This is a genomic window from Devosia sp. J20-27, assembly GCF_055808595.1.
In genome coordinates this window covers 1722768-1749078 of the sequence record NZ_CM147875.1, presented here as the reverse complement: position 1 = coordinate 1749078, position 26311 = coordinate 1722768, and the positions used below count along the sequence as shown (strand labels likewise).

Here is a 26311-nt window from a genome sequence, read left to right as displayed (position 1 = left end):
TGATGCAGGCCGAGATAGGGCTTCCCATCGTGGGAAGGTCAAGACCCTGAGGATCCAATGAACGACAATGTCGAAATCCGTGTCGATCCCCACCCCACCGAGGCGCATTTTGCAGCGCTCTGGCGAGACGCCTGGGACGCCGAGTGGACCGGCGACCTGGGCAAGATACTCAAGCGCAGTCTCGGGCACCTCGGCGCCTATGATGGCGAAAACCTCGTGGGCTACGTCAACATCGCCTGGGATGGCGGCAGTCACGCCTTCCTGCTCGACCCCATGGTCGATCCACGCCACCGCCACGGCGGCATCGGCTCAACCCTGGTGCGTCACGCCATCGACCTCGCCCGCGAACGCGGCGCGACGTGGCTCCACGTCGACTACGAGCCGCATCTCGACACGTTCTACAAGGCATGCGGCTTTCGCGCGACGGCGGCGGGGCTGCTCAGGCTCTAAATACTCAGGCAGAGATACTTGATATCGAGATAGTCCTCGATGCCGTATTTCGAGCCTTCGCGGCCGTGACCCGATTGCTTGACGCCGCCGAACGGCGCCACTTCGGTCGAGATCAGCCCGGTATTGATACCGACCATGCCATAGTCGAGCGCCTCGGCCACCTTGAACACCCGGCTGAGATCCCTGGCGTAGAAATAGCTCGCCAGACCGAACTCGGTGGCGTTGGCGAGCTCGATCACCTCTTCCACCGTCTCGAACCGGAAGAGCGGCGCCACCGGCCCGAACGTTTCCTCTCGCGCCAGCAGCATGTCGGGCGTAGCGTCTGCGATGATCGTCGGTTCGAAGAAAAGGCCCTGCATCGGCTTGCCGCCGGTCAGTACCCGCCCGCCCTTGCTGGTCGCATCGGCGAGGTGCCGCTGCACCTTGTCGACGGCCTTGCTGTCGATCAGCGGCCCGGTGGTCACGCCCGGCTCGAAGCCGTCGCCCACTTTCAGCTTGGTCACCGCAACCTGCAGCTTTTCGGCGAACGCCTCATAGACACCCGACTGCACATAGATGCGGTTGGCGCACACGCAGGTCTGGCCGTTATTGCGATACTTGCTGACCATCGCGCCGTCCACCGCCGCATCCAGATCGGCGTCGTCGAAGACGATGAACGGCGCATTGCCGCCCAGTTCGAGGCTGAGGCGCTTGACCTGGTCCGCCCCCTGCCGCATCAGGATGCGGCCGACTTCAGTCGAGCCGGTAAAGCTCAGTTTCTTGACGATGTCGTTGGCGCAGAACTCCTTGCCCAGATCGGACGAATGCGTCGACGGCAGCAGGTTGAACAGCCCTTTGGGCAGTCCTGCCCGCTCGGAGAGCCGCGCCAGCGCGATGGCCGAGAGCGGCGTTTCTGCCGCCGGCTTGCTGACCACGGCGCAGCCCGCCGCCAGCGCCGGCGCCAGCTTGCGGGCCAGCATGGCATTGGGAAAGTTCCACGGCGTGATCGTTGCGACCACCCCGACCGGCTGCTTGATGATGATGATGCGCTTGTCGGCCTGATGCCCGGGGATGGTATCGCCATAGACCCGCTTGGCCTCTTCGCCGAACCATTCGATATAGGCCGCGCCATAGAGCACCTCGCCCTTGGCCTCGGCCAGCGGCTTGCCCTGCTCGGCTGTCATGATGGCTGCCAGATCATCGGCAGCAGCTACGGTCAGCTCATGGAATTTTCTGAGGATGCCGGCACGTTCCTTGCCGGTCTTGGCGGCCCAGCTGGCCTGCGCGGCATGCGCCGCATCGATGGCGCGCCTGGCTTCTGCAGTTCCGGCATTGGGGAGCGTCGCCAGCACATCGCCGGTCGAAGGATTGGTCACGTCGAACTGCTCGCCGCTTGCGGCGGCATGAACCCACTGGCCGTCGATAAACAGACCCGCCTCAAGCAGGTCGCGGTCCTTCAGCTTGCCCAGCAGGGCGTCGGAAATGGTCATGACGGCACTCCTTCGAAACACGGCAAACTCGTTTGCGCCTGTGGCGTTCCGAAGGCAAGTCCAGTCTAGAGACGGCGCTTCCCGACATTGCCGCGCAAGCGCCGGGCATCGCGGAGCCGCGTCACCACGGCGCCGCCGATCGGCCTTTGCAGTTTGGTCACCGCGACGGCATCGCCGCTCCGGAACATCTCGGCGTGCCAGCCAGCTTCCATGAAGATCATGGTATTGGCAGTCGGGTCATAGCCAATGCTGATCCGCTGCCCCGACGTCGTTCGCAAGTCCTGCATCGTCGCCTCCTCATCGCTCGCACCCGGCGAGTGTGAACCCGGCAAGTGTTAACGCGGATGGATTCTGCTTTTGTGACGGCGCGACGACGACGGCGTGACGGATCAAGGTCTTGCGGCAACGCGGGAAAACACTGGTTTCCCGCGCCCGCTGCGATGGTTTCGCTCCGACTCAGTGCGCCGTCGGCGGCGTGACATCGAGAACGGTCAGCGTCTGTTCGCGACCGTCACGCGTATGCCAGGTGATCGACTGGCCGCCGCTCAGTCCGATCAGCGCCGCGCCGACCGGGGTCAGCACGGAGATCTTGCCCGAAGCGATATCGGCGTCGGCCGGGAACACCAGTTCGACATGCTTGTCGGCCGCCCCGTCAGCACGGAACGTCACGCCCGAACCCATCCGCACCACGTCCGGCGGCAGCTTGTCGTCCGCGATGACCTTGGCGCGCTCGAGCTCGTCGAGCAGCGCTTCGGCCGCGGGCGTGCCCTGGCTGGCCGTGGCCAGTTCGACCAGTTGGCGATAATCCGCATCCCCGAGGGTGATGGCGGGTGGAGCAGAAACGGTAGTAGCAGCGGTCATCTTGTGACTCCTTGCGCCGCGCGACACATGGCGCTGCGGCATGGTGATTGAATTCTCTGGAAATGCGCCTCGCCGGCTGCACGTGGAAAACGTGAAAAGCCGTCCCGCCCCTAAGTCAGAGCGGCGCAGAGGCTCGGACTTAGGGCTGCTGGCCCGGTGCGGACGAAATCCGCACGCAGCGATCAGAAATGGAATGTTTGCCGTAAGTCATACCCTGAAGGTAGGCCTCATGGCGGGAATGTCAACTTTGCCGTCGGGCAGCGCTCAGAACGTGGCGCCGATCTGCCACGGCACGAACTCGTTGTCGCCATAGCCGAGTTCCTCGGACTTGCTCTTCTCGCCCGATGCGACGCGCAGGATGTGCTCGAAGATTTCCTGCCCCTTCTGCTCCAGCGACTTGCCGTCCAGCACGTCGCCGCCGTCGATATCCATGTCGTCGATCATCTTGTGGTAGATGTCGGAATTGGTGGCGATCTTGATCGACGGTGTCGGCTTGCAGCCATAGGCCGAGCCGCGACCCGTGGTGAAGCAGAGAATATTGGCGCCGCCAGCCACCTGCCCGGTCGCCGACACCGGATCGTAGCCCGGTGTGTCCATGAACACGAAGCCCTTCTCGGTCACCGGATCGGCATAGTGATAGACGGCGTTCAGCGGCGTCGTGCCGCCCTTGGCCGCCGCGCCCAGCGACTTCTCCAGAATGGTCGTCAGCCCGCCCATCTTGTTGCCAGGAGAGGGATTGTTGTTCATTTCCATGTTGTTGCGGGCCGCGTAGTCTTCCCACCAGTGGACGATCTCGACCAGTTTCTCGCCCACCTGGCGGTTCTTGGCGCGCCGCGTCAGCAAATGCTCGGCGCCATAGATCTCCGGCGTCTCCGACAGGATCGCCGTGCCGCCGTGCCGGACCAGAATGTCCGCCGCCACGCCCAGCGCCGGGTTGGCCGTGATGCCCGAATAGCCGTCCGAACCGCCGCACTGCAGCGCCAGCATCAGTTCCGATGCCGGTACCGTCTCGCGCTTGGCGCGGTTGACGATCGGCAGCATGGCTTTCACCGCCTCGACGCCGGCCGCCACGGTCTTTTTCGTGCCGCCCACTTCCTGGATGGTCATGGTCCGGAAGGTCTCGTTCTCGGTGACGCCGTAGGCTTCCTTGAGCCGCGGAATCTGGAACCCCTCGCAGCCGAGGCCGACCATGATGACGCCGCCCATGTTCGGGTTCGTCGCATAGCCCCAGGTGGTCTTCTTGAGCGTGTCGAAGATCACGCCGCGGTAGTCGATGACGCAGCCATTGGCCTGCTTGAGCGCCACGATGCCGTCGATGTTCGGATAGTCGTCGAGAATGCCGGAGCGCTCCACCTCCCGGGCGATGAAGCCTGCCACCGTTGTCGAGCAGTTCACCGAGGTCAGGATGCCGATATAATTGCGTGTCCCCACCGTGCCGTTGGCGCGACGGAACCCCTGGAACGTCGCCCGCTCCGCTTCGGGCACGAAGTCCACCGGCAGCACGCCCTCGCAGAACGCATAGTCGCGCTCGAAGGCGCCGTGCTCTTCGCCGATTCCGCAATTGTGCTCATGCACCCAGTCGCCGGCCGCGATCGCCTCCTTGGCAAAGCCGATGATCTGCCCGAACTTGAGCACGGCCTCGCCGGCCGCGATCGGCCTCACCGCGAACTTGTGCCCCTTGGGCACCCGCTTGATGGTTCGCACGCCCTCGGCCGTATCGGTGCCCACGTCGAGATTGCCGAGCGCCACGGCAACATTGTCCTGGGCATTGAGCAGAAGAGTACGGGCGGCGGGGCGGGACATGACGTCGGACATTTGCGAGACTTTCAGGCAGTGGAAACTGGCGAGGCGCCGATGATCGGTTGCAGGCGAACGGGGTGCGTGCCCTTGCAGCACGATCCCATCCGGGTCACAAGGCAGAAGCGATTGAAATGCTCTGACTGTCCTACTAACATGTTAGCATGAAGATGGAAGCAAGTCCCTACCACTTTCTGACAGCGCCCACCACTCCGACGCGCGGAAATGTGACGGTCTATGTCACCGACGTGCTGCGTCAGGCCATCGTCACGCTCGACCTGCAGCCGGGCGAAGTGATCGACAAGAACGCCATCTGCGAGCGCCTCGGCGTCTCCCGATTTCCGGTTTCCGAAGCTTTGGCGCGCCTGCAGGCCGAGGGCCTCGTCGACATCCTGCCGCAGCGCGGCTCCACCGTCTCGCTGGTCCGCATCGCCGACGTCCTCGAATACATGCTCATCCGCAAGGCCCTCGAGGCCGAGGCCGTGCGCGTCGTCACCGACAATCCCAGCCCCGAACTGATCGACACCCTGCAGCGCTCCATCAGCTACCAGCGCGCCGCCGTCGACATCGATGACCAGCAGGGCTTTCACGAGCGCGACATCGAGTTCCACGACATCATCTTCGGCGACATGCGCTTTTCCAAGGTCAAGGGCGTCATCGAGAACACCCGCGCCAATCTTGATCGCGCCCGCCGCCTCATCCTCACGCCGCGCCGTCTCGAAGTGACCCTGGCCGAGCACAAGGCCGTCTACGAGGGCATCGCCGCCGGCGACGCGCCGCGCGCTGCCGCCGCCATGCGCGCCCATATCGACTCGGTCATGGCCGAACTCATCGCCTTCGCCGTCGGTCACACCGAGCTGTTTGCCGACGGCGCGTCGCTGCGCGACGACCCGACTTACACCGCGTTCCCGTTCGGCTGACATCCATTTCCTGAGGGAGGAAAACTGTGCTCAAGAACATACCCCCGATCCTGGGGCCCGAATTGCTGTTCACCTTGCGCGCCATGGGTCATGGCGACGAGATCGCCATCGTCGACGCCAACTATCCCGGCGACAGTGCCGGGCCGACGCTGATCCGCCTCGACGGCGTCAGCGCCACCGACGCGCTGCAGGCCGTGCTGACGCTGATGCCGCTCGACACCTATGTCGACGAGCAGGCCTTCGGCATGGCGGTGGTCGGCGATCCCGACAAGCGCGAAGCCACCCACCAGGAATTCGACCAGATCATCAAGCGGCACGAGCCCGGCATGAGCCTGTCACTGCTCGAGCGCTTCGCCTTCTATGATCGCGTCGAGGGCGCCTACGCCATCATCCAGACCGGCGAACGCCGGCTCTACGGCAATGTCCTGCTCAAGAAGGGCATCATCCGCCCCAGCTAGCAGCCGCCGTCCCGTGCCGAACGGATTGGACCATAGTTGGCCTCGACTCGGCCCGTGGTGCACGGCTATGCCTTCGACCAAATTCTGAGGAGATCCTGCATGAAACTTCTGCGCGTCGGCGCCAAGGGCGCCGAAAAGCCCGCCATCCTGCATACTGACGGCACCTATCGCGACCTGTCGTCGGTTGTGCCCGACATTGCCGGCGCCGCCATCACCGCCGAGGGCCTGGCCCGCATCGCCGCCGTCGACGCCTCGACCCTGCCCGAACTCGACAAGAACTCCCGCATCGGCCCCTGCGTCGGCCAGGTCGGCAAGTTCATGTGCATCGGTCTCAACTATGCCGACCACGCCGCCGAAACCGGCGCCGCCATCCCCGAAGAGCCGATCCTCTTCATGAAGGCCACCAGCGCCATCATCGGCCCCAACGACGATGTCATCCTGCCCAAGAACACCAAGAAGCCCGACTGGGAAGTCGAGCTCGGCGTCGTCATCGGCAAGGAGACCCGCTACATCGACGAGAAGGACGCCCTCGACCACGTCGCCGGCTACTGCGTCGTCAACGATCTCAGCGAGCGTCACTTCCAGACCGAGCGCGGCGGTCAGTGGACCAAGGGCAAGTCGGCCGACACCTTCGGCCCGATCGGCCCCTGGCTCGTCACCAAGGACGAAATCGCCGACCCGCAGAACCTCAAGATGTGGCTCGAAGTCGACGGTCACCGCTACCAGGACGGCTCCACCAAGACCATGATCTTCGGCGTCGCCCACGTGGTCGCCTATCTCAGCCAGTTCATGAGCCTGCAGCCCGGCGACATCATCACCACCGGCACCCCGCCGGGCGTCGGCATGGGCATCAAGCCCGAGCCCGTCTGGCTCAAGCCGAACCAGACCATGCGTCTGGGCATCGAAGGCCTCGGCGAGCAGCAGCAGCGGACCAAGGCCTACGCGGGCTGATCCACGCATTTTTTTCACATTTGAACGGCGCGTCCACACCCGGACGCGCCGTTTTCTTTGCCCGCCAACCGGCTCCGCCCCTCAGCTAACATGTTAGCATATCAGCAGAATTTCTTCCCGCCACACGTCAAGTGGTAGGACCAGTTACCGGTCGCCTTGCCCTGTTTCTGCTCATTTCGTCCACCGCAGGCAGCTTGACACGATTTTGACCAGCCAGTACCGTCCATCTGGTCCTACAAATGGTGGGGCGAGGGGTTTTCGTCAGTCCTGTCCTGCAGTTACGCCGAGGCTAATCGATGGCGCGGAACAATGTCGTTCCACTTGCCAAAGCCGAGACTTTGCACCGCCGTGATGGCGCTGTGCATCTTGCCGACTCTGCTGTCGAGAGTGTCGTCAATGCCATCAAGTCGCTGATCGATGCCGGCAATCTCGGTGTCGGCGACCCGCTGCCCTCCGAGCGCGAACTTTGCGAAATGTTTGCCTCCAGCCGCAACACCGTGCGCGAGGCCATGCGCATCCTCAAGACCTATGGCGTGGTCGACGTCCGCCCCAAGGTCGGCGCCGTGATCATCGATCGCCGCATGGATGCGATGTTCGATCTCTACTCGTTCAGCTCGCTCGAACTCAGCCGCCAGACCTTTCTCGACACCCAGGGCCTGCGCCAGCTCGTCGAGGTCGGATCGATCGATACCCTGCTGGCCAAGGTCACCCCGGAAGACCTCACCGCCCTGCGCACGCTCAATGATGCCATGTATGCGGCCGAAAGCATCGAGCGGGCCGCCCTGTGCGATCTCCGCTTTCACACGCGTCTGGTCGGCATCGTCGGCAATCGCCAGCTCGACGAGATGTACCGCATCATGCGGCCCGTCATGCTCAAGATCATGGAGAACGGCGTCACCCGCCGTGTGACCGCCGCCAATGGCGTCGACGACAAGGGCCATGGCGAGCAGAACTACAACGAACATGCCGGCATCGTTGACGCGCTCGAAGCGCGCAACCGGCTGGCCTTCAAATACCGCATGACCACCCACCTGGAGGCAGGCCTCGCCCTGATCAGGGATACGCCAGCGGGTGGTGGCGACTAGCAGTTTCGGCGTTCTCACGGACGACGGATATGGCCAGCAATGGCCAGGAGGAGGGGTGATCGTCACCGGGTCGAACCCGCGCCGAGGAGCGCGGGCCGGGACCGCGGTCACCTGAGATTGGTTCTGAAAAGATCTCTGGGAGGAGACAATGAAGACACTGCGCATCGCAACGGCCATGCTTGCCGGGCTGATGATGACCACCAGTTTTGCCACGCCATCCCTGGCTGGCCCCAAGGTGGTCGCCGGCCCGGGGGCCGACCCCGCCTGCTTTGCTCCCTGGAATGCCGATACCAAGTATTTCCAGTGGGACAAGAAGGATGGCCCCTATCGCATCGCCATCGTCAACGGCTTCGTCGGCAACACCTGGCGCATCCAGATGATCAAGACCGCCAAGGCCTTTGCCGAAGATCCCGCGATCAAGGACAAGATCAAGGAATTCAAGGTCGTCTCGACCGGCACCGACGCCCCCGCACAGCTGGGCGCCATCGAGGATTTCATCAACCAGGGCTACGACGCCATCGTCACCATCGCCGTCTCGCCCGAAGGCTTTGACCGCGTCATCCGCCTCGCCGACCGCGAGAACGTGGTGATCGTGCCCTTCGACAACGTCCTCGATACCGACGCCGTCATGCAGATCAACGAAGACCAGCTCGAAATGGGCCGCACCTACGCCCGCTTCGTGCTCAAGGAGCTCGCCGCTCAAGGCAAGACCTCGGGCAAACTGCTCGAAGTCCGCGGTCTGGCCGGCAACTCCGTGGATCGTGACCGCTCCATTGGCATCCACGAAATCCTCGACCAGTCCGGCGGCACCTGGGAAGTCGTGCAGGTCGTCGGCAACTGGGATGACGGTACCGCCCAGAAGGTCACCGCCGACGCGCTGGCCGTGCACGGTACCTTTGACGCCGTCATCGTCCAGGGCGGGTCGACCGGCACCACGCAGGCGCTCATCGACGCCAACCATCCCTTCGTGCCCATGGCCGGCGAATCCGAGAACGGCTTCCGCAAGCTCATTGCGGCCCACTCCGACGAGGGTCTGAAGGCCCTCTCGATCGGCCAGTCCCCCGGCCTCGTGGCCATCGCCATGAAAGCGGCGGTCTCGGCGCTTGAAGGCAACGTCATGCCGCAGCTCATCGCGGTACCGCTGCCCATGTCGGACTACACCGAGCTCGAGGATGGTGTGAACTTCTGGTCGGATCTGCCCGACAACTTCTTCACCACCAACGAGTTCGCGCCCTGTGGGGTGAACATCTCCGGCCCGGCCATCATGGCCCAGACCGAAGAGAACGTTCAGTAGCAGGCTCGCGGCGGCGTCGGCATCTGCCGGCGCCGCTCTTCCACCCAGAGGTTCATAGGGCCCGGGCTTCGTTGAAGCCACGCGGCGGGGGACTATCATATGGCCTTCACCCAGCCAGATCAGCCGTTCGCGCAACTGCACGGCATCTCGAAATCCTACTCCGGCGCCCGCGCCCTGGAAGACGTCGACTTTGCCTGCCGTCGCGGCTCTGTCCACGCCATCCTCGGCGAGAATGGCGCAGGCAAGTCGACCCTGATCAAGATCATGTCCGGCGTCGTGCAGCCCGATTCCGGCACCATGACCATCGAAGGCACCCGGCACAGCTTTCACCGCCCGTCCGACGCCGCCCGCGCCGGCATCGTCTGCGTGTTCCAGGAACTGTCGCTGATGCCCGACCTCACGGTCGCCGACAACATCTCGATTGCCGATCCGCCCCGCCGCTTCGGACTGATTGATCGCCGCGCCCAGAACCAGCGCGCCGAAGCCTTGCTGGCCCGTATCCACTGCGAGGATGTCGATCCGCGCGCCCTCGTCCGCGACCTGTCGCTCTCCCGTCGCCAGATGGTCGAGATCGCCAAGGCGCTGGGCAAGAACCCCAAGCTGCTGATCCTCGACGAAGCCACCTCGGCGCTCACCAGTCGCGATGTCGAGACCGTCTACAACGTGCTGGGCGAGCTCAAGGCCGACGGCGTGGGCATGCTGTTCATCTCCCACCGCATGCATGAGGTCGAGGCGCTCTGCGATACGCTCTCGGTGTTCCGCAACGGCCAGCATATCGAGACCTTTGAAAAAGGCGCACGCAGCCAGAACGACATCATCAAGCTGATGATCGGTCGCGACGTCAGCCACCATTTCCCGCCCAAGCCGGTGCGCGAGACGGCCAATGCCCCGCACCTCGTGGTCGACAACCTGCATTGGGAAAACCGTCTCAAGGGCGTGTCGCTATCGGTCGGCAAGGGCGAGATCGTCGGCCTCGGCGGTCTCGACGGCCAGGGCCAGAAGGAACTGCTGCTCGCCCTCTTTGGCGTCCTGCGCGGCGTCGAGGGCAAGGTCCGTATCGGTGACGGTGACGGGCTGACCCATTCTCCCGCCGTGGCCAAGTCGGCCAGCCATCGCATCGCCCTCGTCCCGGAGGATCGCAAGACCGAAGGTCTCATGTTGCCGATGTCGATTGCCGACAACCTGCTGGCCGCCTCCTTCGATCGCGTCTCCGCCGGGCCGTTCATCGACCCGAACAAGGAAAAGCAGGCGGTCGCCGATGCCATCAAGCAGCTCCAGATCAAGATCGGTCGTCCCGGCGACGCCGTCGCCACGCTTTCGGGCGGCAACCAGCAGAAGGTGGTCATCGCCAAATGGCTGATGACCGATCCCGAGATCATCCTGCTCAACGACCCGACCCGCGGCATCGACGTCGGCACCAAGCAGGAGCTCTACCGGTTGATGCGGGAACTGGCCGACCAGGACCGCGCCATCCTGTTCTACTCCACCGACTACGCCGAACTGATCGGCTGCTGTGACCGCGTCGCCGTCATGTATGACGGCGCCATTGTCACCGAGCTGAGCGGCGAGGCCATCACCGAGGAGGCGCTCATCGCCGCCGCCCTCAACATCACCAGCGCTGTCCAGCCCGCCAGGCCGGCGGTGCCGGCATGAGTACCGCATCCATGACCGCCCAGGCCCGTCCCTCCGGACTGCTGATGACGATCCGCCAGAACCGTGGGTTCTACGGCGCATTGCTCATGCTGGCAGTCATCTACATCGTCTACAATTTCCTCCACCCCAAGGGCTTCTCGACCAACGTCTTCGTTGCCAATGCCAATGAATCGGTGGTGTTGGTCTTTGTCGCCATGGCCCAGGCCATGACCGTCCTCGTGGGCGGCCTCGACCTGTCAGTCGGCTCGGTCATGACCCTGACCAGTTGCATTGCCAGCGAACTCGTCAACGGCGAACCCTGGCAGATCATACTTGGCTGCATCATCACCGTGTCGGCCGGCACCGCCTTTGGTCTCGTCAACGGCCTGATCATTGTCTACGGGCGGCTGCAGCCGATCATCGCTACGCTGGCGACCGGCGCCGTGGCCATCGGGCTTGCCCTCCTCATCCGCCCGAAGCCCGGCGGCAATGTCGATCTCGACCTCAACTGGACCGCTACCAATTCGCTGCGCGACCTCGCCGAGACCTACGGCCTGTTCTCGGACGGCGAGGATGCCTGGTTCCAGCCCATCGCCTGGGTGCCGGTGCCACTGCTGATCATGATCATCGTCGCCCTTGTCGTCTGGGTGCCGTTCAAGCGCACCGTCACCGGCCGCACGCTCTATGCCATCGGCTCTGCCGAAGGCGCGGCCTACATGTCCGGCCTGCCCATCAACCGCGCCAAGCTCTGGGCCTTCACATTGTCGGGGCTGTTTGCCGGCTGCGCCGGGCTCTACCTCGCCATCCAGACCGGCTCGGGCAATGCCGACATTCCGCAGGCCGGCGCCTATACCCTCAACTCAATCGCCGCCGTGGTGCTCGGCGGCGTGTCGCTGCTCGGCGGTGTCGGCACCGCGGTGGGTGCAATGATCGGCGCGCTGATCCTGCGCGTCATCTCGTTCTATTTCCGCATCCTCTCCATCGACCCGCTGATGCAGTCGCTGGTCGAGGGCATCGTCTTGCTGCTTGCCGTGAGCCTCGGCGCCGTGCGGACGCTGCGCGTCAAGAACCGTCTCGAACTCTTCAGGTAGGACCCATGGCCAATTCGCTCTCTCTCCCCCGCCTGAAGTCCGACGACCTGCCGATCGTCATTTCGGCCGGCTTCATCCTCGTGATCCTTGCGGCCGGCACCATCTATACGCTGACCACCCTCGGCACGGCGCCCCTGCTGACCCCGAACTATCTGCTCACCCAGCTGCAGACCGGCGCCTTCCTCGGCATCGTCGCCTGCGGCATGATGACGGTCATCCTGCTCGGTCACATCGATCTCTCCATCCCCTGGACCATGACCGCTGCGGCCATGATGGCCAGCACCGTCGGCGGCCCCGGCGCCATCCCGACCGGCCTTGCCATCGGTCTGATGGTCGGCCTCTTCAACGGCTTCGGCGTCGCCTATCTGCGCATCCCGTCGATGATCTTCACCCTGGGCGTGGACTCGGTCATGCGCGGCCTGATGATTGCCCATACCGGCGGCTTCGCGCCGCAGGATACCGCCACCGACCTGATGCGCTATCTGGCAGCAGACCGCATCCTCGGCATTCCTGTCGCGGTCTTTGTCTGGGCCTCGATCTCCATCGTCATCGCCTCCATCCTGTCGCGCACCGCCTTCGGCAAGGCCATCTACGCCACCGGCAACCGCGAGGCGGCGGCCTATCTGTCGGGCATTCGCACCCGCTGGATCATTGTCGGCGCCTTCGTCATTTCCGGCCTCTGCGCCGCCTCGGCCGGCATTCTGCTCGCCGGCTATTCCAACAAGGCCTATCAGGGCATGGGCAACGCCTACCTGCTGCCGGCTATCGCTGCTGTGGTCATCGGCGGCACCAACATCCTGGGCGGCCGCGGCCGCTTCATCGGCACGCTGGTCGGCGTCATCCTCATCGTGCTGCTCAACTCGGTACTCTCGATTGCCCAGATGCCCGAAGCCGGCCGGCAGATCATCTATGGTCTCGTCATCATCGTGATGCTGCTCGTCTATGGCCGCACCACCCGGGTCACCAGCTGATCGGTGCAGCATTGCGGCCGTAGGCTTGCCTCGGGGCAGGTCTACGGCCGCCGCGCCACGAGGTCGATTTCCACCAGCGCCCCGACGGCCAGCCCGCTCACCCCCACCGTGGTGCGAGCCGGCAGCTTGCCCGCCTCGAAATTGCGCACCCACACGGCGTTGAGCTGCGCATAGTCGCGCTGGAACTCGGTCAGGTAGATCCGCGCCATCGTCACATGCGTGAGGTCCAGCCCGATGCCGCCAAGTACGATCTTGAGATTGTCGATCACTCGCTGCGTCTGCGCCTCTATGCCATCCGGCAATGGTGCGTCCGGCGCCGCCGGGTCGGTCGGCATCTGGCCGGTGACAAACACCCAGCCATCTGCTTCGACGGCGTGCGAAAACGGCGCCACCGGCCGCGGCCCGGATGAAATCATGTGATGGATCGGCAGGGACATTGGCTGTTCGCTCAGGTTTCATTCACGTCACCCGATATATCCTTCAATGCGTCCAAAGGGGCAAACTTCTGACTTGCCGTCTGGTCAAATCGTCCTATGCATGTCTGGGGCTTGTCGGGAACTGAAGGGACTAGGTCGCGCCGCATGGAGTTTTTGCACGATATTTCGACCTACCTCGAGGCCGTCCTCTTGGGTATTTCGGCCAATTTCTGGCTCGCCATGCTCTTCATCTTTCTCGTCTGCATCGGCGAAGCCGTGTTCATCGCCGGCCTGCTCGTGCCCTCGCTGCCCATTCTCCTGCTCACCGGCGGCATCATCGCCCAGGGCCACCTGCCCTTCTGGCCGATCTATTTCGCCGCCACCCTCGGCGCCATCATCGGCGATGCCATCTCCTATTTCGTCGGCTGGTGGCTCAAGGACAAGATCAAGGTCGTCTGGCCCTTCAAGCACCATCTCGGCCTGATCGAGAAAGGCGAGCTGTTCTTTGCCCGTCACGGCGGCAAGGCCATCTTCATCGGCCGCTTCATCACCGGCGTGAAAGCCGTCATCCCAGGCGTCGCCGGCATGATGGGCATGTCCTACCGGCACTTCACCCTCATCAACGTCATCTCCGCCTTCGTCTGGGCCGCTGCCCACATCCTGCCCGGCATGCTGTTGACCGATTTCCTCGACTCCATCGGCCTCAGCCTCGAACTGGTGATCATCGTCGGCGCCGTCGTCCTCACTATCCTCTTCCTGCTGGTCCACTACTGGAAGCGCATCATCCTGCTCTTCTCCCCGCTGATGGGCGATGCCGGCAAGCGCTTGCAGCAGCGTTGGGCCAGGCATCCCGATCCGCACACGCCCGCCCCGCCGCCGGCGCCTCACGAAAAGCTGTCTTGAACTCCGCCACCGGCGGGGCAATGATCGGCCATCATGCAGATGGCCCAAACTTTCTTCCGCGGACTGTCCGGCGCCCTGGCCGCCCTGGCGCTCGCGTGCCTGATGCTCGTCCCGGCCGCCGCCGACGAGGCAACCGACAAGGCGACGCTCGACACCCTCTTCGGCCTCCTCCACGACGCCCCGGACGAAGCCACCGCCAATGCCATCAGCAACAAGATCTGGTCGATCTGGACCACTCCGTCCGATCCCGACCTCGATCTGCGCATGCGCGACGTGCTCGAGGCCCGTGCCATGCGCAGTGTCGAGACCACCATCGAGCTGCTCGACCAGCTGATCGTCGACTATCCCGCCTACGCCGAGGGCTGGAACCAGCGCGCCACCATGCATTTCATGGCCGGCAATCTCGAAGCGTCGATTGCCGATTGCGCCAGGGTGCTCGAACTCGAGCCGCGGCACTACGGCGCCCTCTCGGGACGCGCCATGATCTACCTGCAGCAGGGCAAGCGTTCGCTGGCGCTGCGCGACATGCGCGCCGCCCTGGCGCTGCATCCGTTTCTCGGTGAGCGCCTGCTTTTCCCTGAGTTGCAGCGGGATATGACCCGCACCTGACTGCAAATGTTGCACTTGCCGGCGCTGCGTCCTAAACAGGCACCACCGGTTTTGCATTGAGGTTTTTTGAGCATGAGCGACGAGTTTGTCGTCAAGCGCGAGGATGGCGCTGCCGCGGGGCGCTACGTGGTCTATCTACCCGATGGCTCGGAAGCCGAGATGACCTATCACAAGTCGGCCCGTGGCACGATGTCGATCGACCACACCGGTGTCCCCCCCGCCTATCGCGGCGACGGCATCGCCATGAAACTGGTGCTGGCCGGCATCGAGGATGCCCGCAAGGAAGGCTTCAGGATCGTGCCGCTCTGCTCCTACGTCGCCGCGCAGTTCCGCCGCCACCCCGACTGGGCGCCGCTGCTGGCCTAATAGGTCAGTTCCATGGCGCCCGGCGCCAGGTACTCGCTCATTGCGCCCCAGGCAATGGTGACGACCGGTGCTCCATAGGCATAGGCCGTCACTTCATAAGGCTGATACTGGATCTGCAGTCCCCTCGCGGTGAGGGTCCAGCGGCCCGGATCGGCTGCGGCCGCCTTGGCATCGGCGATAGATTCCTCCCAGATGCCGCCGTCGACGGTCCGCTGCAGTTCGGCCACCGCCAGCTCCCCCAGCACCGCCTCCCAACCGTCGGCCGCGAACACGTCGCCTGCGTTCAGGGCGCGCGCCTCGCCGCGCAGGAAATTGGCGCGGCCGATCGAGTAGTTGCCGTGCGCGGCGCCATGGCCGTACCAGTAGTCACTGATCTCCACGCCGATCAGCGCTGAACTGATGTCAGATATGGTAGCGAAGCGCTGTACGTCCGAGCTGCTGTCGATTTCGGCTTCGGGCTGCGGACCGGCTTCCGCCATGAAGCTGTTGAACGCCGCCGCCTCGGCGCTCTCGCCATCGATGCGCGGCACGCTGATCTCCTGCATCGCGACCTTGTTCCAGGCATCCGGCTCCGCCGTCGGATCGGGCACCACCTCGTAGCTGTCGACGGGATATAGGCGCAGGCCGTTCCACATCCGGCTCTGCTCGAGCCGCCGCATCCGGTTGTCGAACATGCCCCTGAGGCAACCGATCTGATCCTCGCTATAGGCAGCCTTGGGCAGTTGCGCATCGTCTGTGCAGCTCTTTTGCGCAAACTCCAGCCAGCCACGCTGCGACGCCTGCACGTCAGCCAGCGCCGCTTTACGCAGGCCACCAATCGCTGTCTGGTAGGCCACGGCCAGCACATCGTCCTTGGCCGACAGCTCCGGATCATTGCAAATCGCCAGTTCGAATGGCGTTGAGGCCTTGGTGCAGTCAAAGCTCGCAGCCTCAGCTGCCGATGCGCCCCAGGCCAGCAGAAGAACCGCACCAAGCGTTCTCAGAACCATCTCGTCCTCCCAATCTCGATCGCATCGCAGCTCTAGCACGGGCACCGAACGCTTCGCCACAACCGCCCCGTGCATTGTATTTTAGTCAAATGGTAACCGTATTCGGCCCCCAGGGCCTGCCACAGGCAACTCATCGGGGCGCCGCGGGTTGATTGTCTGAAACCCGGATAAATCAACATGCCCCTTCGACTGATCGCCGCCGTCTCTGCCTTCGCCTTCACCACACTGGCCGTCTCGGCCCAGGACGTGGGCACCGCCAGCGTGCCGCTCACCGCGGAAGCCATCAATTCGGCCAGTCTTGAGTCCGTCATCACCACCGAGCCCCTGCAAACCGTCGAGGAAGCGGCAGGCGAGACCGTCGCCACGCCGGATCCGGCCATGGTGCGCCTGCAGGTGGTGCTCGACCGGGCCGGCGCGTCACCCGGCGTCATCGATGGCTTTGATGGCGAGAACGTCCGCAAGGCGATCCGCGCCGCCGAAACCATGCTGGGTCTGCCGGTCGACGGCGCCCTCGACCCCGATCTGCTGGCCGCGCTGGAAACCGGCGATCCCATCATCGGCGCCTACACCCTCACCGACGAGGACACGTCCGTCATCGTCGCCGACATTCCTGACGACTACGCCGAAAAGGCCACCCGTGACTTTCTTGGCTATACCAGCGTCCGCGAAGAGCTTGGCGAACGGTTTCATATGGACGTCGACCTTCTCGATGCCCTCAATCCCGGCGCCAGCTACGTCGCTGGGGAGCAGGTGATGGTCGCGGCCTATGGCCCCAACCGCGAGGGCGAGGTCACCCGGATCGAAGCCGACAAGGAACTGCGACAGGTACGGGCCTACGGCGCCGACGGTGCACTGATCGCGGCCTACCCGGCCACCATCGGCAGCGAGGACAATCCGTCACCTTCCGGAGTGCACACGGTTGAAGGTGTGGCGACCAATCCGACCTATACCTACAACCCCAAGATCAACTTCCAGCAGGGCGACAACGACAGCGTGCTGACCATCCCGCCGGGTCCCAATGGGCCGGTCGGCTCGATCTGGATCGATCTCTCCGAACCGACCTTCGGCATCCACGGCACACCCGAGCCATCCCTGATCGACAAGACCGGATCGCACGGCTGCGTCCGCCTGACCAACTGGGATGCTGAAGAACTGGCCGGCATGGTCAAGCCAGGTGTCGAAGTCACCTTCCTTGGCTGACGGCCGCGGTCAGGCGCTTCTCTCGTCCACGTCATTGCGCAACGGGTCGTAGACCACGACCCGGTCCTTGCCCTTGGTCTTGGCGGCGTAGAGCGCCGCATCGGCCATATCGACCACGCTGTCGATCGACTCGCCCGGCTCTGCCAGGCAGGCCCCGACGCTCAGTGAAATGTGAATCTCGCGCCCATCGGCCAGCGTGATCGCCGGCCCCGCCACGGCACTGCGGATCACCTCCGCAATGGGATGCAATCCCCGGATGCCGAGACCATTGATCAGCACGATGAACTCGTCGCCGCCCCAGCGCGCGCAGACATCGACCGGTCGGATGATTTTCGTCAGGCGCCGGGCCGTTTCCGTCACCACTGTGTCGCCCGCCAGGTGCCCGTAGCCATCGTTGATGGCCTTGAAGCTGTCGATGTCGATGAGCAGCAGGGCCACCCGGTCGTTCGCCGCCGACGCACGCTTCTGCAGCCCGGCATAGGCGTCGATGAAGCCGCGCCGGTTGAGAATGTCGGTCATCTGGTCGTGATAGGCGAGCCGCTGCAGGTCGCTGGTGCGTTCTTCCACCATCTGCTCGAGCACCCGTGTGTGGTCGAGAATTGAGGAGGCCATGGACGCAAATGTCTGCGACAGGCGTCCGATCTCGTCGCCTTCCCGATCCGCCGGTATCGGCAGCAGACCGCTTTCCTGCACCGCTTGCATCCGGCTTTCCATGCGCGCCAGACGATCGAGCACGCTGCGCTTGAAGATCACGACGATCAGCAGCGCACAGACCAGCATCACCGCCGCCAACAGCGCCCCGATCGGCAGGAACAGGCTGCGATCGATGATCCGGTCGATATCCATGAAGGTGACGTTGTACCAGTCCAGTTCATCCAGATAGCCGACGCCGACCAGCGTCTGGCGCCCATCCACCTGCATGAACCGGCTGCGAACCTTGACCTCGCCGGTACTGACCTCGTTCATCAGCGTCCGCAGCGCTTGTCGGTCTGTCGGGTTGTCGATCAGAGAGAAGATGGTTTTCTTGTTCACCGTCTTGGTGATCGAGTGGAAGTCGATCAGCTTCTGGTCGCGATGCGCCTGCAGCGCCCCGAAGGCATCCACGAACATCGCCTGCACGCCGGGCTGCGGCACGTCGACCACTTCGCGAATGAACGCCGTCAGGTCGAGCCCGGAGCCAAGCACGCCGAGTGGCTTCTCGCCGTCCGTGACGACGCAGTTGAACCAGACCTTGGTCACGGCCAGCGCGTCATCATTGTCGACATTGAGGTGACAGCCCTCGCCCAGTCCGAGCGTGCTGTAGAACCAGCCGTCGCGAGGATTGTCGGGGCTGAGCGTGTGGCTCAGTTGCTTGCCCGAATAGGCGTCGGCAGCATCGTTGAAATAGTAGTTGCCCGACGCCGCTACGGCGAAAAAGTAGCTGTGGTCGGCGAAGGCATCCCGGTAGTGCTCGAGCTCGGCAATGCCCCGCGCCCGCAGTTCCGGATCGCTCTCGTTCCCCGCCCAGTCCACGATGGTCTCGGAGCGCGCCAGCGTCTCGGCCAGCTTGACCTCCTGCAGCAAGGCGCCCAGCCCGCGGTAGCGGTCGAACAGCACCTGCTTTTCGGCGAACAGCGTGCCCAGCGAGATGACCGTGGAATTGACGATCCAGACGAAGGAAAAGTAGGCGGGAACGGAAACGGCAGCAAAGGCAAGCAGCGTCAGCACCAGCACTCTGGTGCGCAGGCTCGAGGCCAGCTTGCGCTTGCTTGTGTATTCCATCCGCTCAAACCCGGCGGATCAGCCGGCCGTCCCTATTTCCGCGACCGACTCTAGCTTCCATTCGTCAACAGAGCGCTAATCCGGCCCGGCCGGCGCAGCCCGAGCGTTGGCCGGAAATGCTTACTTTTCCGAGAGATAGTCTCTTGTAGCCAGCAGCTCCTCCTGCCGGATCTCGTGCCCGCCCTCGTGCCAGAAGACCGTCACATCGGCGCCTTGGGCCTTGAGCCACGCGACCAGGGTTTCGGTCTGGGGCGCCGGGCACATGCCGTCACGCCGTCCTGCTGTGATCATCAACTTCTTGCCCTTGAGCCCCCGTTGAGGCGCCGGGGTGAAGGGGATCAGCGGATGCAGCAGCACGGCGCGATCGAACGTCTCCGGTGCAGCAAACAGGACCGAGGCGAGGATGTTGGCCCCGTTCGAATAGCCCATTCCGAACGTCGGCCCACCGCCCTTCTGCGCCTCGACGAAGGCCGCAGTCTTGTCGGTCGCCCGCTTCAGGTCCGCCATGTCGTAACGGCCCTCGCCGGTGCGCTTGAAATAACGCAGGGCACCGCCTTCCGACACATCGCCGCGCGGCGCCACCAACCGTGCCCCCGGCAGCAATTGGCTACCCAGGTCCAGAAACTGATGTTCATCGCCTCCGGTGCCGTGGAACAGGAAGAGAGTGGGCGCCTCGGCGCCCGCTCCCTTGTGCTCTGCAAAGATATAGCTGTCGGTCATGGCCTAGGCTCCCAATGGTTGCAGCGTGGCTTCCAGGCGCGAGCGCAAATGCTCATGCTGATGCGGAAGCTTGAGCGCCTCACCCAGATGCGCGGTGTCCTCGTCCCGGTCAAACCCCGGTTCGTTCGTGGCCACCTCGAACAGCACGCCGCCCGGCGTGCGGAAGTAGATCGCCCAGAAATAGTCCCGGTCGATCACCGGCGTCACGTTGTAGCCGGTATCCATCAGCGCTTTGCGCACCTCGAGCTGCGCCGCCCGGTTCTCCACGGCAAAGGCAACATGGTGCACCGATCCCGAGCCCAGTTGGGCATGATTGGCATCTGGCAGCGTCTCGATGTCGACGAAGTCCGCGCCGTTGCCGTCGGGCCGGATCAGCCGCTTGACGCCGCCGGCGCTGTCAAAGTCCTCGTAACCCATGAATTTGAGCAACTCTTCGGTGGCGCCCCCATCCCGCAGCCGCAGCGAAGCCGAGTGGAAGCCACGGATCGCATGGTCGGCGCCGACGCCACCCTCGGTCCACGCCAGACGCATGTCGTCATCGGTCTCGATCAGTGCCAGCGGATCGCCTTCCGGAGCCGTAAAGCGCAACCGCTTCTGCCCGAAGGTTTCCTCGTGCACGATATCGGTCGCGCCGGCAGCTGCAACCCGTGCTTCCCAGAACCCGAGCGACCCCACCGGGACGGAAAATGCCGTCACCCCCACCTCACCGGTTCCCGGACGCCCGCGTGCAATATGCGGGAACGGAAAATGCGTCATCACCGTGCCGGGCGTACCGTTCTCGTCACCGTAATAGAGGTGATAGACGCTCGGCTCGTCGAAATTGACCGTCTGCTTCACCCGGCGCAGGCCGAGCGACTTGGTCCAGAACTGGTTGTTGGCAGCGGCATCGCGCGCCATTGAGGTGACGTGGTGCAGGCCTTTGATCTGGGTGATCATCTGTTGTCTCCTGTCTCGGGAAGCTCTCCCGTGTTCGAGACAACATATGGCGCACTTGTGCGGCGCCAGAAACCGCACAACACGCCACAGATTGTTTCCAAATACCGAACGCTAGCCGCGGAACAGCAGTCCCTCGACGGTCCCGAGCTTGGGCTTGTACTCAAGCCCGACATAGCCGTCATAGCCATGCTGCTCGAGCCATTCGAGGCGGTCCGACCAGTCCATCGTGCCGCTACCCGGTTCGCCACGACCCGGCGCGTCCGCCAGGTGCACATGCACCACCCGGTCCAGCCGTCCGCCCAGCACGGTCTCGATTTCCTCGCCCATCACCGCCGAATGGTAGATGTCGTAGAGCAGCTTCACTTCCGGCCGCCCGACTTCGTCGATGATGTCGAGCCCCTCGACCGTCGAGGTCAGATAGTATCCGGGATGGTCGACGCGGTCGTTGAGCGGCTCCAGCGCCAGCACCACGCCGCTGCCTTCCATGACCTTGGCAGCCTCCTTGAGCGCCTTGACGATCGAGGCATGCTGCTCGGCTCGCGACAGTCCGGCCTCCTCGTCACCGGCCTGCGCGATGATCACCGGCGCGCCCAGCCGCCTGGCCATCGCCAGCGCGTCCGAAACCGCGTTCAGGAAGCGTTCATGATCATGGCCATTTGTGAGCGAAACTATGGGCTCGCACAAAATCGACGACAGCGGCAGGCCGGTGTCATGCAGCGCCTTTTCCACCGCCTCGACGTCCTTGTTGGAGAACCGCCAGAACTCCACGGCATCCAGTCCAGCCGCCTTTGCAGCGTGGATTCGGTCAACAAATTCAGGCGCTTCCGCCGCAAACAACCATTCGATGCAGGCCGAATACCGCACTAGACCGTCACCTTGTGCGCAACCCGGCCGGTGTCCCCGAAGATCCTCAGATACCTGTCGATTTCCATCTTGTCTCCTGTCGCCTTTTCCGGATTGTCCGACAACTTCACCGCCGGCCGCCCGTTGGCCTCACTCACCTTGCAAACCAACGAGATCGGATCCAGTTGCGCATTTGGGAATGGCGAACAACCGCTGAAATCATTGGTCAAATTCGTCCCCCAGCCAAATGCCATCCGCACCCGTCCCTGGAAGTGGTGGTACGCATCCTCGATCATGTCGACGTCCAGTCCATCGGAAAAGATCAGCAGCTTTTCCTTCGGATCGCGCCCACGCTCCTGCCACCACTTGATGATGGTCTCGCCGCCCTCGATGGCCGGCGCACTGTCGGGCCGGAACCCGGTCCAGTCCGCCACCCAGTCCGGCGCGTCGCGCAAAAACGCTGTCGTTCCAAAGGCATCGGGCAAGACAATCAGCAGGTTGCCGCCATAATAGCTCTGCCAGTCTTGCAGCACCTCATAGGGCGCCGCCCGCACCGCCTCGTCATTGGGCGCAATCGCCGCCAGCACCATCGGCAGTTCATGCGCGTTGGTCCCCAGCGCCTCGAGGTCATTATCCATGGCCAGCAGGACATTCGAGGTGCCGGTGAACTTGGTCGAGCCCAGCCCTTCCTTGAGCGCCTCCACGCACCAGCGCTGCCACAGGAAGCTATGCCGCCGGCGCGTCCCGAAATCTGAAATGCGCAGCTCCGGCAGTGCCTTGAGCCGCTCGACCTTCTCCCACATCTTGGCCTTGGCGCGCGCATAGGTGACATCGAGCGTGAACGGCCCGTAGTCCTTGAGCGCCGCGCGGCTGCGCAACTCGTTGATGATCGCCAGCGCCGGAATTTCCCACATCGTGGTCTCCATCCAGAGACCGGGAAACTCCAGTTCGAACTGTCCGTCGCGCTTTTCCAGCCGGTATTCCGGCAACCGGAAGTCCTCCAGCCAGCGCAGGAACTCAGGTGCAAAGATCTGCTTGGAGCCATAAAAGCTGTTGCCCGCTAGCCAGATCATTTCCTTCTTGGACATGCGCAGCGAGCGCGCATGGTCGAGCTGGGCCCGCAATTCCTGCTCGTCGATTTCCTCGGCGAGACGGACAACCTTCTTGCGATTGATCAGCGAAAATGTCGCTTCGACCTTGGGGTAAAGTCCCCAGATCATCTGCAGCATCAGCAGCTTGTAGAAGTCGGTGTCCAGCAGACTTCTGACGATGGGGTCGAGCTTCCACGCATGGTTGTAGACGCGTCGTGCAATATCCGTCTTTGGCATTCGGCAGCCCTTCCAACTCGCCCCTCGTGTCTAAGGGGTCACCGCTGAAAAAGCCAGCACAGGTGGGCCGCAACCTTGTCGGACCTCAGTCTTCGGCAAAGGCCTTTGCCACCGGAGCCCTGACCGCCCCCGCTCCCTCGAGCTGATGCGCGATGCGGAGCGCGATGTCCTCGCGCCAGGGCGGCGCCACGATCTGGACGCCGATCGGCATGTTCTCGCCGGGCAGCCACACAGGGACGCTGACGACCGGCAGACCGATGAACGAGAAGGGTTGCGTGAAAATACCGATATGCGGCCGCAGCGGCATTTCGATACCGCCGAACATGGCGGTCTTCTGGCCGATCAGCGGTGCCGTCATCGGCGTCGACGGCACGAGGATCGCATCGAGATTGTCGAACAGCTTGAGGACATTCTCGCGGAAATGCCGCCGGAGCTTCTGCGCCTGCTGAATCCAGGCGGCCGGCATCAGGGCGCCGGCGAGCAGCCGGTCGCGCACATCCGGATCGAAATCGTCGGGCCGGTCCCGCAGCCGTTCAAGATGCAGCGCCGAACCCTCTGCCATGGTGATCAGAAAGGCCGCCGCGCGGGCCGAATGCGCGTCGGGAATGGAGACCACGCGATTGGCATCCAGTGCCCCGGCTACATGCACCACGGCCGCTCGGGCAACCCCGTCGCCGGCAAAATAGCCATCGGCTAGACCGATCCGGACGCCTGGAATGCCGTGCTTGAGACGGGAGCTGACCGGCTCGCTGGGTCGCCGTGCCATGGCAGGATCGGCCTCGTCGAAGCCCTGCATAAGATCATAGGCCAGCCCCAGGTCGCGCGCTGACCGCCCCAGCGGCCCCACATGATCCAGGCTCGCAACGAACGGAAACGTCTGGGCCCGGCTCAGTCGGCCATATGTCGGCTTCAGCCCGAAAAGACCGCAGAACGACGCCGGCACGCGGATCGATCCATTGGTGTCGGACCCGAGCGACAGGGGCACAATGCCGGCCGCCACCGCCGCCGCGGGTCCGGCAGACGACCCACCCGTCATCCGGGTCAACTCGTGCGGATTGTGGCTCGGCCCGTCATGCGCGTTCTCACCCACAAACCCGTAGGCGTATTCGTCCATGTTGCAGGCGCCGATCAGGACCGCCCCCGCCTCTTCCAGCCGGGCGATCAGCGTCGCGTCCTGTGGTGCCGGCTGATTTGACCGGTTGATCTTGCTGCCGGCGCGGGTCACCAGGCCCCTGATATCGAACAGGTTCTTGGCAGCGAATGGCACCCCCGCCAGTGGTCCGGGGCTGCCCCCAGCCTTCACTGTCGCGTCGAGAGCATCGGCGCGGTCCAGTGCCCGCTCGTCGAGGATATCGGTGAAAGCGCCCAGTTGCGCGTTGTGCCGACGCGCGCGCTCGAGGGCCGCTTCGACGACAGAGCGCGCCGTGACCTGTCCCGCTCTGACCGCCTCTGCTGTTTCGATGGCGCCGGCTGAGGGCATCACGGCCGATACACCGGCGCAGGTTCCGCATCATCGTGCAGCTTCACCTGCTCGACCAGGGCCGCCATCTTGGCCGCCGTCTTGAGATTGATCTTCACGCCGGGGCGATGCCCCGCGGCGATATCGAGTTGCATCAGCGGTGCCATGGCATCGATCAATGCCTCGACGTCAAACGGCTTGTAGCTCATTCGGCCCCCTTTCCAAGGCCGAACATTAGGGAGAAACATCGCCGAGGTCCCGCACAGAACGGGTTTTCCGACAGATATCTCGGCACGCCGGGCAATTATGAACGGAAAGCGACGGCACACCTCAGCGTCGGTTCAGCGGCAAGTCTCCAGGGTGTTGGTCAAGGCAGAGATGCCAGCAACCCGTCCGAGGAAGACCGACATGTTCACCCGCACCCTGAAGACCGTCGCTATCGCCGCCGTGGTCCTGACTGCGACCGCGAGCGCCTCATTTGCCGCCCAGTACGCATGGGTGGACCACGACGCGAACGTCAAGCTGAAGCCCAAGAACGCCGCCATGAACGTCAATTGGGTTGAGGAAGGCCAGAAGGTCAAGATCGTCGCCCACAACGGCAACTGGGTGAAGATCCAGATTCCGGGCAAGGACGGCTGGGTCAAGTCCGGCGTGCTCGATTACGCGCCCGCTTGGGACGACGAGGACGATTATGATTACGGCTACGGTGGTAGCGCCAGTGCATCCTTCTGCATCGGCGGACCCCATGGCTCGCTCTGCGTCAGCGACTAACGCCCCCCCGCTCGACTGACGCCGGGCCTCGCTCCTCCCAGGGAGCGAGGCCCACTTGCGTTCAGACGGTCTTGGCGCCGTTGATCATCAGCCAGACTGAATAGAGGGACGTCGTCCCGCAGATATAGAGCACATTGCGCTTTGGTCCGCCGCCCCAGGCCACGTTGGCGACAACCTCCGGCACCAGAACCTTGCCGAGCAACGTGCCATCGGGATGGTAGCAGTGAACGCCATCTGCAGCGCTGGTCCAGATCCGCCCGTCGCTGTCGAGGCGGAAGCCGTCGAACAGGCCCGCCGTACAATCGGCGAACTCCCGGCTCTTGCCCACACCCTTGCCGGTGACATCGAAGACACGGATGTGCTTCGGATTTTCCTGTCCATGCGTGCGCCCGGTATCGGCGACGTAGAGCTGGCTCTCATCGAGCGAGAACGCGATGCCGTTGGGGCGCACCATGTCAGTGATGACGGCATCGACCTCGCCGGTATCCGGGTCGACGCGATAGACATTGCAGCGATCGATCTCCATCGGCGACTTGTCGCCTTCATAGTCACTCTCAATGCCATAGGCCGGATCGGTGAACCAGATCGACCCGTCGGACTTGACGACCGCGTCGTTTGGCGAATTGAACCGCTTGCCCTGCCACTTGTCCGCAATAGTGATCACGCGACCGTCGAACTCGGTGCGGCTGACGCGACGTCCGCCATGTTCGCAGGTGACGAGCCGACCCTGGCGATCGACCGTGTTGCCGTTCGAGTTACCGGCAGGCTGACGGAACACCGAGACCTGCCCGTTGGTCTCATCGTAGCGAAGCATGCGGTTATTGGGGATGTCCGACCACACGAGATAGCGACCGGCACTGAAATAGGCTGGTCCCTCTGCCCAGCGGCAGCCGGTGTAGAGCTTGTCCAGATGGGCATTGCTGTTGAACACCCGGCCGAACCGTGGATCGAGAACTTCGTAGCACGCATTGGGCATCAGGCCCCTCCCTCTTTTTGTTGGCCGGATCAAGCCAAGTGAGACGCCAAATGGC

The 26311-nt window shown here is 63.8% G+C and carries 28 protein-coding genes; 14 read left to right on the top strand and 14 right to left on the bottom strand.

Annotation, left to right across the window (positions count from 1 at the left end; all coding sequences use genetic code 11):
* Positions 1-57 precede the first annotated feature (57 nt).
* Positions 58-450: a GNAT family N-acetyltransferase gene (locus AC0L4C_RS08605; protein ID WP_473403217.1), complete on the top strand. Its 393-nt coding sequence runs from the start codon at positions 58-60 to the stop codon at positions 448-450.
* Here the strand turns inward: AC0L4C_RS08605 and AC0L4C_RS08600 are convergent.
* From AC0L4C_RS08600 to AC0L4C_RS08585, 4 genes are all read right to left on the bottom strand, one after another.
* A complete protein-coding gene (locus AC0L4C_RS08600; protein ID WP_473403216.1) occupies positions 447-1919 on the bottom strand; it encodes an NAD-dependent succinate-semialdehyde dehydrogenase in 1473 nt (490 codons plus the stop codon). The two genes, AC0L4C_RS08605 and AC0L4C_RS08600, sit on opposite strands and share 4 nt — an antisense overlap.
* A 65-nt stretch (positions 1920-1984) precedes the next feature.
* Entirely contained in the window at positions 1985-2206 is a 222-nt protein-coding gene (locus AC0L4C_RS08595) for a hypothetical protein (RefSeq protein WP_473403215.1), read from the bottom strand.
* Positions 2207-2375: 169 nt separating this feature from the next.
* Positions 2376-2780 carry a nucleoside diphosphate kinase regulator gene (gene rnk / locus AC0L4C_RS08590; protein ID WP_473403214.1) on the bottom strand — a complete coding sequence of 135 codons (405 nt, stop codon included), beginning with the start codon at positions 2778-2780 and terminating at the stop codon, positions 2376-2378.
* A 264-nt stretch (positions 2781-3044) separates the two neighbouring features.
* Positions 3045-4595 (bottom strand): UxaA family hydrolase, encoded by a 1551-nt coding sequence (locus AC0L4C_RS08585; protein WP_473403213.1) that lies wholly within the window; start codon positions 4593-4595, stop codon positions 3045-3047.
* A gap of 146 nt (positions 4596-4741) precedes the next feature.
* Here AC0L4C_RS08585 and AC0L4C_RS08580 point away from each other — a divergent pair, with 146 nt between their 5' ends.
* From AC0L4C_RS08580 to AC0L4C_RS08545, 8 genes are all read left to right on the top strand, one after another.
* Positions 4742-5497, top strand: coding sequence for a GntR family transcriptional regulator (locus AC0L4C_RS08580; protein ID WP_473403212.1), 756 nt, complete (start codon positions 4742-4744; stop codon positions 5495-5497).
* A gap of 26 nt (positions 5498-5523) precedes the next feature.
* Positions 5524-5955, top strand: coding sequence for an RbsD/FucU family protein (locus AC0L4C_RS08575; protein WP_473403211.1), 432 nt, complete (start codon positions 5524-5526; stop codon positions 5953-5955).
* Between the two features lie 99 nt (positions 5956-6054).
* The gene (locus AC0L4C_RS08570) at positions 6055-6906 is read left to right on the top strand and encodes a fumarylacetoacetate hydrolase family protein (protein WP_473403210.1); all 852 of its coding nucleotides are present in this window, start codon (positions 6055-6057) and stop codon (positions 6904-6906) included.
* A 296-nt stretch (positions 6907-7202) separates the two neighbouring features.
* The gene (locus AC0L4C_RS08565) at positions 7203-7991 is read left to right on the top strand and encodes a FadR/GntR family transcriptional regulator (RefSeq protein WP_473403209.1); all 789 of its coding nucleotides are present in this window, start codon (positions 7203-7205) and stop codon (positions 7989-7991) included.
* 148 nt (positions 7992-8139) lie between these two features.
* The gene (locus AC0L4C_RS08560; protein ID WP_473403208.1) at positions 8140-9285 is read left to right on the top strand and encodes a sugar ABC transporter substrate-binding protein; all 1146 of its coding nucleotides are present in this window, start codon (positions 8140-8142) and stop codon (positions 9283-9285) included.
* Positions 9286-9384: 99 nt separating this feature from the next.
* Positions 9385-10938, top strand: a complete 1554-nt coding sequence (locus tag AC0L4C_RS08555; RefSeq protein WP_473403207.1) for a sugar ABC transporter ATP-binding protein — start codon at positions 9385-9387, stop codon at positions 10936-10938.
* The gene (locus AC0L4C_RS08550) at positions 10935-12008 is read left to right on the top strand and encodes an ABC transporter permease (protein ID WP_473403206.1); all 1074 of its coding nucleotides are present in this window, start codon (positions 10935-10937) and stop codon (positions 12006-12008) included. Before AC0L4C_RS08555 ends, AC0L4C_RS08550 begins: the two co-directional genes overlap by 4 nt.
* Positions 12009-12013: 5 nt before the next feature.
* Positions 12014-12979: an ABC transporter permease gene (locus AC0L4C_RS08545; protein WP_473403205.1), complete on the top strand. Its 966-nt coding sequence runs from the start codon at positions 12014-12016 to the stop codon at positions 12977-12979.
* Between the two features lie 41 nt (positions 12980-13020).
* Here AC0L4C_RS08545 and AC0L4C_RS08540 read toward each other — a convergent pair whose 3' ends face one another.
* Positions 13021-13395: a RidA family protein gene (locus tag AC0L4C_RS08540; RefSeq protein WP_473403484.1), complete on the bottom strand. Its 375-nt coding sequence runs from the start codon at positions 13393-13395 to the stop codon at positions 13021-13023.
* Between the two features lie 165 nt (positions 13396-13560).
* Between AC0L4C_RS08540 and AC0L4C_RS08535 the strand changes: the two genes are divergently transcribed.
* From AC0L4C_RS08535 to AC0L4C_RS08525, 3 genes are all read left to right on the top strand, one after another.
* Positions 13561-14298: a DedA family protein gene (locus AC0L4C_RS08535; RefSeq protein ID WP_473403204.1), complete on the top strand. Its 738-nt coding sequence runs from the start codon at positions 13561-13563 to the stop codon at positions 14296-14298.
* Positions 14299-14331: 33 nt separating this feature from the next.
* The gene (locus tag AC0L4C_RS08530; protein WP_473403203.1) at positions 14332-14907 is read left to right on the top strand and encodes a tetratricopeptide repeat protein; all 576 of its coding nucleotides are present in this window, start codon (positions 14332-14334) and stop codon (positions 14905-14907) included.
* A 72-nt stretch (positions 14908-14979) separates the two neighbouring features.
* Complete coding sequence (locus AC0L4C_RS08525) at positions 14980-15273, top strand: GNAT family N-acetyltransferase (protein WP_473403202.1); 294 nt, start codon at positions 14980-14982, stop codon at positions 15271-15273.
* On the opposite strand, the gene AC0L4C_RS08520 is transcribed toward AC0L4C_RS08525, so the two are convergent.
* Positions 15270-16262 carry a DUF3298 domain-containing protein gene (locus AC0L4C_RS08520; protein WP_473403201.1) on the bottom strand — a complete coding sequence of 331 codons (993 nt, stop codon included), beginning with the start codon at positions 16260-16262 and terminating at the stop codon, positions 15270-15272. The two genes, AC0L4C_RS08525 and AC0L4C_RS08520, sit on opposite strands and share 4 nt — an antisense overlap.
* Before the next feature lie 177 nt (positions 16263-16439).
* Between AC0L4C_RS08520 and AC0L4C_RS08515 the strand changes: the two genes are divergently transcribed.
* Complete coding sequence (locus tag AC0L4C_RS08515; RefSeq protein ID WP_473403200.1) at positions 16440-17462, top strand: L,D-transpeptidase family protein; 1023 nt, start codon at positions 16440-16442, stop codon at positions 17460-17462.
* A 9-nt stretch (positions 17463-17471) separates the two neighbouring features.
* Here the strand turns inward: AC0L4C_RS08515 and AC0L4C_RS08510 are convergent, their stop codons facing one another.
* The 7 genes from AC0L4C_RS08510 to AC0L4C_RS08480 form a co-directional block, all read right to left on the bottom strand.
* Positions 17472-19223, bottom strand: a complete 1752-nt coding sequence (locus AC0L4C_RS08510; protein WP_473403199.1) for a diguanylate cyclase — start codon at positions 19221-19223, stop codon at positions 17472-17474.
* Between the two features lie 120 nt (positions 19224-19343).
* Positions 19344-19943 carry an alpha/beta hydrolase gene (locus AC0L4C_RS08505; protein WP_473403198.1) on the bottom strand — a complete coding sequence of 200 codons (600 nt, stop codon included), beginning with the start codon at positions 19941-19943 and terminating at the stop codon, positions 19344-19346.
* A gap of 3 nt (positions 19944-19946) precedes the next feature.
* Positions 19947-20879, bottom strand: coding sequence for a VOC family protein (locus AC0L4C_RS08500; RefSeq protein ID WP_473403197.1), 933 nt, complete (start codon positions 20877-20879; stop codon positions 19947-19949).
* Between the two features lie 111 nt (positions 20880-20990).
* Complete coding sequence (locus AC0L4C_RS08495) at positions 20991-21743, bottom strand: hydroxypyruvate isomerase family protein (RefSeq protein ID WP_473403196.1); 753 nt, start codon at positions 21741-21743, stop codon at positions 20991-20993.
* Complete coding sequence (gene pncB, locus AC0L4C_RS08490) at positions 21743-23050, bottom strand: nicotinate phosphoribosyltransferase (RefSeq protein ID WP_473403195.1); 1308 nt, start codon at positions 23048-23050, stop codon at positions 21743-21745. The genes AC0L4C_RS08495 and pncB overlap by 1 nt, the downstream gene beginning before the upstream one ends.
* 85 nt (positions 23051-23135) lie before the next feature.
* Complete coding sequence (locus AC0L4C_RS08485) at positions 23136-24530, bottom strand: AtzE family amidohydrolase (protein ID WP_473403482.1); 1395 nt, start codon at positions 24528-24530, stop codon at positions 23136-23138.
* Positions 24530-24718: a DUF4089 domain-containing protein gene (locus tag AC0L4C_RS08480; RefSeq protein ID WP_473403194.1), complete on the bottom strand. Its 189-nt coding sequence runs from the start codon at positions 24716-24718 to the stop codon at positions 24530-24532. The genes AC0L4C_RS08485 and AC0L4C_RS08480 overlap by 1 nt, the downstream gene beginning before the upstream one ends.
* A gap of 199 nt (positions 24719-24917) precedes the next feature.
* Here AC0L4C_RS08480 and AC0L4C_RS08475 point away from each other — a divergent pair, with 199 nt between their 5' ends.
* Entirely contained in the window at positions 24918-25280 is a 363-nt protein-coding gene (locus tag AC0L4C_RS08475; RefSeq protein WP_473403193.1) for an SH3 domain-containing protein, read from the top strand.
* Positions 25281-25341: 61 nt separating this feature from the next.
* Here the strand turns inward: AC0L4C_RS08475 and AC0L4C_RS08470 are convergent, their stop codons facing one another.
* The gene (locus AC0L4C_RS08470; RefSeq protein ID WP_473403192.1) at positions 25342-26256 is read right to left on the bottom strand and encodes an SMP-30/gluconolactonase/LRE family protein; all 915 of its coding nucleotides are present in this window, start codon (positions 26254-26256) and stop codon (positions 25342-25344) included.
* Positions 26257-26311 lie beyond the last annotated feature (55 nt).

Excerpts from the sequence above, each read along its gene's own strand:
- AC0L4C_RS08565 (WP_473403209.1), top strand. The coding sequence starts at position 7,203 with ATGGCGCGGAACAATGTCGTTCCACTTGCCAAAGCCGAGACTTTGCAC.
- AC0L4C_RS08480 (WP_473403194.1), bottom strand. The coding sequence starts at position 24,718 with ATGAGCTACAAGCCGTTTGACGTCGAGGCATTGATCGATGCCATGGCA.
- AC0L4C_RS08525 (WP_473403202.1), top strand. The coding sequence starts at position 14,980 with ATGAGCGACGAGTTTGTCGTCAAGCGCGAGGATGGCGCTGCCGCGGGG.
- pncB (WP_473403195.1), bottom strand. The coding sequence starts at position 23,050 with ATGCCAAAGACGGATATTGCACGACGCGTCTACAACCATGCGTGGAAG.
- AC0L4C_RS08580 (WP_473403212.1), top strand. The coding sequence starts at position 4,742 with ATGAAGATGGAAGCAAGTCCCTACCACTTTCTGACAGCGCCCACCACT.
- AC0L4C_RS08545 (WP_473403205.1), top strand. The coding sequence starts at position 12,014 with ATGGCCAATTCGCTCTCTCTCCCCCGCCTGAAGTCCGACGACCTGCCG.
- AC0L4C_RS08485 (WP_473403482.1), bottom strand. The coding sequence starts at position 24,530 with ATGCCCTCAGCCGGCGCCATCGAAACAGCAGAGGCGGTCAGAGCGGGA.
- AC0L4C_RS08475 (WP_473403193.1), top strand. The coding sequence starts at position 24,918 with ATGTTCACCCGCACCCTGAAGACCGTCGCTATCGCCGCCGTGGTCCTG.
- AC0L4C_RS08555 (WP_473403207.1), top strand. The coding sequence starts at position 9,385 with ATGGCCTTCACCCAGCCAGATCAGCCGTTCGCGCAACTGCACGGCATC.
- AC0L4C_RS08470 (WP_473403192.1), bottom strand. The coding sequence starts at position 26,256 with ATGCCCAATGCGTGCTACGAAGTTCTCGATCCACGGTTCGGCCGGGTG.
- AC0L4C_RS08510 (WP_473403199.1), bottom strand. The coding sequence starts at position 19,223 with ATGGAATACACAAGCAAGCGCAAGCTGGCCTCGAGCCTGCGCACCAGA.
- AC0L4C_RS08600 (WP_473403216.1), bottom strand. The coding sequence starts at position 1,919 with ATGACCATTTCCGACGCCCTGCTGGGCAAGCTGAAGGACCGCGACCTG.
- AC0L4C_RS08570 (WP_473403210.1), top strand. The coding sequence starts at position 6,055 with ATGAAACTTCTGCGCGTCGGCGCCAAGGGCGCCGAAAAGCCCGCCATC.
- AC0L4C_RS08560 (WP_473403208.1), top strand. The coding sequence starts at position 8,140 with ATGAAGACACTGCGCATCGCAACGGCCATGCTTGCCGGGCTGATGATG.
- AC0L4C_RS08605 (WP_473403217.1), top strand. The coding sequence starts at position 58 with ATGAACGACAATGTCGAAATCCGTGTCGATCCCCACCCCACCGAGGCG.
- AC0L4C_RS08535 (WP_473403204.1), top strand. The coding sequence starts at position 13,561 with ATGGAGTTTTTGCACGATATTTCGACCTACCTCGAGGCCGTCCTCTTG.
- AC0L4C_RS08595 (WP_473403215.1), bottom strand. The coding sequence starts at position 2,206 with ATGCAGGACTTGCGAACGACGTCGGGGCAGCGGATCAGCATTGGCTAT.
- AC0L4C_RS08520 (WP_473403201.1), bottom strand. The coding sequence starts at position 16,262 with ATGGTTCTGAGAACGCTTGGTGCGGTTCTTCTGCTGGCCTGGGGCGCA.
- AC0L4C_RS08550 (WP_473403206.1), top strand. The coding sequence starts at position 10,935 with ATGAGTACCGCATCCATGACCGCCCAGGCCCGTCCCTCCGGACTGCTG.
- AC0L4C_RS08585 (WP_473403213.1), bottom strand. The coding sequence starts at position 4,595 with ATGTCCGACGTCATGTCCCGCCCCGCCGCCCGTACTCTTCTGCTCAAT.
- AC0L4C_RS08530 (WP_473403203.1), top strand. The coding sequence starts at position 14,332 with ATGCAGATGGCCCAAACTTTCTTCCGCGGACTGTCCGGCGCCCTGGCC.
- AC0L4C_RS08505 (WP_473403198.1), bottom strand. The coding sequence starts at position 19,943 with ATGACCGACAGCTATATCTTTGCAGAGCACAAGGGAGCGGGCGCCGAG.
- AC0L4C_RS08500 (WP_473403197.1), bottom strand. The coding sequence starts at position 20,879 with ATGATCACCCAGATCAAAGGCCTGCACCACGTCACCTCAATGGCGCGC.
- rnk (WP_473403214.1), bottom strand. The coding sequence starts at position 2,780 with ATGACCGCTGCTACTACCGTTTCTGCTCCACCCGCCATCACCCTCGGG.
- AC0L4C_RS08540 (WP_473403484.1), bottom strand. The coding sequence starts at position 13,395 with ATGATTTCATCCGGGCCGCGGCCGGTGGCGCCGTTTTCGCACGCCGTC.
- AC0L4C_RS08515 (WP_473403200.1), top strand. The coding sequence starts at position 16,440 with ATGCCCCTTCGACTGATCGCCGCCGTCTCTGCCTTCGCCTTCACCACA.